The organism is Lysobacter sp. TAB13 (assembly GCF_052113885.1).
Taxonomy (GTDB): domain Bacteria; phylum Pseudomonadota; class Gammaproteobacteria; order Xanthomonadales; family Xanthomonadaceae; genus Lysobacter; species Lysobacter gummosus.
Genome location: NZ_JBFRDR010000124.1, coordinates 1 through 533 on the forward strand (window position 1 = coordinate 1; position 533 = coordinate 533).

Below are 533 nucleotides of genomic sequence, written 5' to 3' on the forward strand. Positions count from 1 at the left end.
ACCGTGCGCGGCGCGTCCTTCGCGGCGACCGGCGACGGCAGCGCGACTGCGCCGATCGAAGCGGTTGCCGCCGCCGAGAATGCCGGCACTTCGAGCTTCAAGGGCGAGGAAGTCGCCAAGTCCGATCGTCCGGAGCTCGCTTCGGCCAAGATCATCATCTCGGGTGGCCGCGCGCTCGCCTCGGCCGAGAATTTCGGCAAGGTGATCGAACCCGTCGCCGACAAGCTCGGAGCCGCCATGGGCGCCTCGCGCGCCGCGGTGGATGCCGGCTATGCCCCGAACGACTGGCAGGTCGGCCAGACCGGCAAGGTCGTGGCGCCGGACCTCTATATCGCCGTCGGCATCTCGGGCGCGATCCAGCATCTCGCCGGCATGAAGGAYTCGAAGGTCATCGTCGCSATCAACAAGGACGARGARGCGCCGATCTTCCAGATCGCCGATTAYGGCCTCGTCGGCGACCTCTTCACCATCATGCCCGAGCTTGAGGCCGAGCTCGCCAAGATCGGGCGCTGACCGGATCGGCCGCTGACGCG

Annotated in this window: 1 protein-coding gene; it reads left to right on the forward strand. The window is 67.8% G+C overall.

The features are described 5' to 3' along the window. On the forward strand, nt 1–513 hold a 513-nt coding region (locus tag AB4Y92_RS25430; RefSeq protein WP_441822141.1), incomplete at its 5' end, for an electron transfer flavoprotein subunit alpha/FixB family protein. Nucleotides 514–533 lie beyond the last annotated feature (20 nt).